Genomic DNA, 4,925 nt, shown 5'->3' on the forward strand with positions numbered 1-4,925 from the left:
TGGCCCACGCAAAAGAATTGCTGCAGTTGGCCGATACCGAAAAAAACAAAGCTTGAATGAAAAACTGCGCAGAGGAGCAGACCGGAAGGATTGGGGAGATTGGCATACACTAAAATCATCGCGCATAGGGGCAGTCGTGGAACCCGACCAGAAAATACGCTGGAAGCTTTTCAGGAAGCGCTGAAAGTTGCAAGCGACGGCATTGAATTGGACGTCCATCTGACTAAAGATGGTGAGGTCGTGGTCATCCATGACGAGACCGTGGACCGCACGACATCCGGAAAAGGCTATGTCAAAGAGATGACGCTGGAACAATTGAAAAAATTGGATGCCGGCAGCTGGTTCGATCCGAAATACAGCGACGCCCGCATCCCGACACTCCAAGAGGTGTTGGACCTTTTGGCGGAGAATCATTTTACAGGCGTCCTTAATGTTGAATTGAAGACGGATGTGTTCCAATATCCCGCTATCGAAGAAAAGGTGCTTGCTTTGGCAGAGCCTTACCTCGACCGTTTTTCGGTCATCTACTCCAGTTTTCATTATGAAACCTTGAAAAAAATCAAGGCATTGCGCCAGGACTCTAAAATTGCTCTGCTTTTCAGCAAGAAAGGGAAGCAGCAAATGGAGCTGGGTGAAGGTATCCTTGTAGAGGGTTGGCATCCGAAGTTCTCGATTCTGCGCAGTCTACCGCCTTTCGAACAATCCAAGATCCCGCTTCGCGTTTGGACGGTGAATCGAAAGGTCGAAATGCAAGTCTGTCTGCGCAAAAATATCGATTCGATGATCACTGATTATCCGGAACGCGCACTGCAAATGAGAAAGGTGATTCAGGGTGTCTGAAACAACAAAAGGAAAGTTATCTAAAATCATGGTCATTGTCGGCCCTACAGCAGTCGGAAAAACCGCACTGAGCATCCGACTGGCAAAAAAATACAACGGCGAAATCATCAACGGGGATTCCATGCAGGTATACAAAGGCTTGGACATCGGGACCGCGAAGGTGACCGAGGAAGAAGCAGAAGGCATCCCGCATCATCTGTTGGATATCGTTCCGATTGAGCAGGATTACACTGCGTCCGACTTCAAAAGGGACGCAAGACTAGCCATCGAGGCGATCATCGCAAGAGGCAAGCTTCCGATTGTGGTCGGAGGTTCGGGCCTTTATATAGAAGGACTTTTGTTCGATATGCAGTTCGGTGGGGTGGCTGCCGAAGATCCTCACTACCGGAAACAATTGGAAGCTGAACTGGAACGGACCGATGCCATGCATGTATGGAAGCAATTGCAGGAGCAGGATCCCAAAGCGGCTGAACAGATCCACCCGAACAACAGCAGAAGGGTCATCCGCGCTTTGGAAGTGATCCACTTCAGCGGAAAACGCTTCTCGGATCAGGCTGATCGGGAAGCAGATCCTCATTATGACGCACTGCTGATCGGGCTTGATACCGAGCGAAGCATTCTTTACGAACGCATCAACCGGCGCGTTGATCTGATGGTCGCAGGCGGACTGGTTGAGGAAGCAAAAGCCCTCTTTGACAGGCAATTGCCTGCCAAGACGCAAGCGACAAGAGGCATCGGATACAAAGAATGGTTCGCTTATTTCAATGGTGAGGTCACATTTGAAGAGGCCACAGAACTGCTGAAGCAAAATTCAAGGCGCTATGCCAAAAGGCAGTTGACCTGGTTCCGGAACAGAATGAGCGGCATCCATTGGTTTGATCTGGTTCAGAACGATCAAGAGATGCAGAAAATCGAAGATTTAGTCGACTCGTTCTTAGCCTAATAGATGAGTATGAACGAAAAAAGAAAGTTGGAAATTTTATGGAAAATACGAAAGAAAAAGTTATTTTGGTGAATGTTCAGACGAATCAAACAGATGAAGCCTTTGAATATCAACTGAGAGAACTGGCGGAATTGACCGAAACCGCGTTAGGGGAAGTTGTCGGCGTATTGACCCAAAAGAGGGACCGCAAAGATTCCCGCACCGTCATCGGCAAAGGCAAAGTGGAAGAACTGGTGAATTTGTGTGCAGAGCTGGAGGCGGATACCGTCATTTTCCAGCAAGAACTTTCTTCTAAACAGGTACGCAACATCCAAGAGACCGTCGACTGCAAAGTCATCGACCGCGTGCAACTGATATTGGACATCTTTGCGATGCGCGCCCGCAGTAAAGAAGGGAAACTTCAGGTAGCCTTAGCGCAGTTGAGCTATCTCTTGCCGCGTTTGATGGGCCAAGGCATCAATTTATCCCGTCTGGGCGGGGGAATCGGAACAAGAGGACCAGGTGAGACAAAACTCGAGACCGATCGCAGACACATCCACAGCCAGATGCAGGAAATCAAGAAGACATTGGAAGAAACAGAGTTGCACCGCCAAAGGGCAAGAGAAAAACGTCATGCCAGCGAAGTCTTCCAGATCGGTTTGATCGGTTACACGAATGCAGGGAAATCAACGGTCATCAATCGTTTGACCGACGCAGCAACGTTGGAAGAGGACAAGCTGTTCGCGACTCTGGATCCTTTGACAAGAAAACTGACGTTGCCGAATCAATTCCAGGCTACCATAACCGATACCGTAGGCTTCATCCAGGATCTTCCGACACAGTTGATCCATGCTTTCCATTCAACATTGGAAGAGAGCCGCAACATGGATGTATTTTTGCACGTGGTCGATGCATCAACTTCCTTCATCGATGAACATGAAAAAACTGTATTGGATCTATTGAAGGATTTGGATATGGATAAGACACCTATGTTGACGATCTATAACAAACGGGATCTTGCCGGTCCGGATTTCCAGCCACGCCTCTTTCCGAATATCGTCATTTCAGCACTAGATGATGACGACATCAACCGATTGAAGGACTTCCTCTGGGATGAAATCGCAAAAATGTTGGTTCCTTATACAAAAGACCTTGATGCTAGCGGCCCTGAAGCCCGCACGATGAATAAAATGCAGCAAGAGACCTTTGTGGAATCCATCGAATATATAGAAGAAACAAACGCATACCGCTTAAGAGGGTACGCTAAAAGCAATTCAAAATGGTTAGGGGACAAAGCAACGGATGCAAGCGACGAATAAAGAAGCAAGGCTGGCCGGGTTAGTCGAAAAAGTCGACAATAAAATCCAGCCCGTTTTTAAAGGGATACAGGAAAAGGCTTTATTTAATCAAGGCAAGGTGCTTGAAGCTTTCCGGAAGCACCGCGTCAGCGATTACCACTTTAACCCAAGCACGGGCTATGGCTATGATGACGACGGCCGCGATACGCTGGAAAAAGTCTATGCGGAGGTTTTTCAGGCTGAAGCAGCTTTGGTCAGGCCGCAAATCATTTCCGGAACACACGCGATCTCGACTGCGCTCTTCGGAGTGCTGCGTCCCGGGGATGAATTGATGTACGTGACCGGAACGCCATACGATACCCTTTTGGATATTGTCGGTCTGACCGGTAATGGGATCGGCTCTTTAAAAGAATACAATATCGCTTATCAACATATCGATCTGTGTGCAGACGGCAAAGTTGATGTTCCGACGGTTCTTGAGAAAGTCAGCCCCAAAACAAAAATGATTGCGATTCAACGCTCCCGCGGCTATGCTGCCAGACCCTCCTTTACGATAAATGAAATAAAAGAGATGATTGCGGCGATCCGGCCGCATGTGGGGCCAGAAGCCGTCTTTTTTGTCGACAATTGCTATGGAGAATTTGTCGAAACGCTGGAGCCGATCGAAGTTGGAGCCGATTTGATTGCCGGCTCTCTCATCAAAAACCCGGGTGGCGGCATCGTAAAAATGGGCGGTTACCTCGCCGGCAGGGAAGACCTGATCGAACGGTGCGCATACCGGTTGACGACTCCGGGGATCGGGCGTGAAGCAGGAGCCTCCCTATATAGCCTTCTGGAAATGTACCAGGGGTTGTTCTTGGCGCCCCATGTTGTCGGTGAAGCGGTGAAGGGTGCTGTCTTTACTGCTGGACTCTTGGAAGAGTGCGGTGTACTATCCACCCCTGCTTGGGACAGCCCGCGGACTGATCTGATCCAAATGGTCGCGTTGCCGAGCAAGGAAGCTATGATCGCTTTTGCTCAGACGATACAGAAATATTCCCCCGTGAACGCAGCTGTCAAACCGATTCCGGCTTACATGCCCGGTTACGAGGATGATGTCATCATGGCAGCCGGAACCTTCATTCAAGGCGCAAGCTTGGAATTGACGGCAGATGGTCCGATACGACCGCCTTATTTGCTCTACGTGCAGGGCGGACTGACCTACGAACACGTCAAATTGGCAGTAACAGCAGCAGTGAAAGATACGTTCTTCGCACAATAATTTGTGGTTCCGGGCTGAATAACACGCACATTCAGCCCGGAAATCACACTTTTGGAACTAAGGAACTCCAAAAAATGTCAACCATCAAAACCTTCCCACGAAAAAGTGTTGACTTTAAGCTGGTTTCCGCCTATACTATTAAATGTTGTGAGTCATTCAGACGGCTCAAAATTTTGTCTCAATAGCTCAGCCGGATAGAGCATTCGCCTTCTAAGCGAACGGTCGGGAGTTCGAATCTCTCTTGAGACGTCATATCTGTTTTCAGAATCGGTTGCATTCGTGAAGAAGCGGATGCGACGTTTTTTTTCTCATGACGGCCTTGTGGACCAGTCTACAGATGGAAAACACGATATAAATGTCCGTTTATTGTGAGGGTGAAACATTTTTTGAAAAAAAGTCAAAATCATGGTGACAATTTAAACGGTTTGCTGTATAATCATTTCTTGTGACACCGGTTTGAAACGGATCCAATCTTGTCTTGCCGAATATTAATTCTGTCTCAATCGCTCAGCCGGATAGAGCATTCGCCTTCTAAGCGAACGGTCGGGAGTTCGAATCTCTCTTGAGACGTCATATCTGTTTTCAGAATCGGTTGCATTCGTGA

At 48.3% G+C, this 4,925-nt stretch carries 4 protein-coding genes and 2 tRNA genes; all 6 read left to right on the plus strand.

The genetic code is table 11. The features are described from left to right. The first annotated feature begins 99 nt into the window (after window positions 1-99). The 6 genes from WBV27_RS09055 to WBV27_RS09080 all read left to right on the plus strand — a co-directional run bounded on the left by WBV27_RS09055 (window position 100) and on the right by WBV27_RS09080 (window position 4,891). Window positions 100-840 carry a glycerophosphodiester phosphodiesterase gene (locus tag WBV27_RS09055; RefSeq protein WP_424201363.1) on the plus strand — a complete coding sequence of 247 codons (741 nt, stop codon included), beginning with the start codon at window positions 100-102 and terminating at the stop codon, window positions 838-840. 28 nt (window positions 841-868) lie between these two features. Beyond that, entirely contained in the window at window positions 869-1,783 is a 915-nt protein-coding gene (gene miaA, locus WBV27_RS09060; protein ID WP_424201367.1) for a tRNA (adenosine(37)-N6)-dimethylallyltransferase MiaA, read from the plus strand. Window positions 1,784-1,821: 38 nt separating this feature from the next. Continuing rightward, entirely contained in the window at window positions 1,822-3,081 is a 1,260-nt protein-coding gene (gene hflX / locus WBV27_RS09065) for a GTPase HflX (protein ID WP_086627796.1), read from the plus strand. Further along, window positions 3,065-4,321: an aminotransferase class I/II-fold pyridoxal phosphate-dependent enzyme gene (locus tag WBV27_RS09070; RefSeq protein WP_424201365.1), complete on the plus strand. Its 1,257-nt coding sequence runs from the start codon at window positions 3,065-3,067 to the stop codon at window positions 4,319-4,321. Before hflX ends, WBV27_RS09070 begins: the two co-directional genes overlap by 17 nt. A 175-nt stretch (window positions 4,322-4,496) precedes the next feature. Beyond that, window positions 4,497-4,570: transfer RNA gene (locus tag WBV27_RS09075), tRNA-Arg, on the plus strand. Between the two features lie 247 nt (window positions 4,571-4,817). After that, window positions 4,818-4,891, plus strand: a tRNA-Arg gene (locus tag WBV27_RS09080). The last annotated feature ends 34 nt before the right edge of the window (window positions 4,892-4,925 follow it).

The organism is Trichococcus sp. (genome assembly GCF_049589555.1).
Lineage (GTDB): Bacteria > Bacillota > Bacilli > Lactobacillales > Aerococcaceae > Trichococcus.

Bases quoted from the DNA above. Each gene is read 5' to 3' on its own strand.
- miaA (WP_424201367.1), top strand. From the start codon at position 869: ATGGTCATTGTCGGCCCTACAGCAGTCGGAAAAACCGCACTGAGCATC.
- hflX (WP_086627796.1), top strand. From the start codon at position 1,822: ATGGAAAATACGAAAGAAAAAGTTATTTTGGTGAATGTTCAGACGAAT.
- WBV27_RS09070 (WP_424201365.1), top strand. From the start codon at position 3,065: ATGCAAGCGACGAATAAAGAAGCAAGGCTGGCCGGGTTAGTCGAAAAA.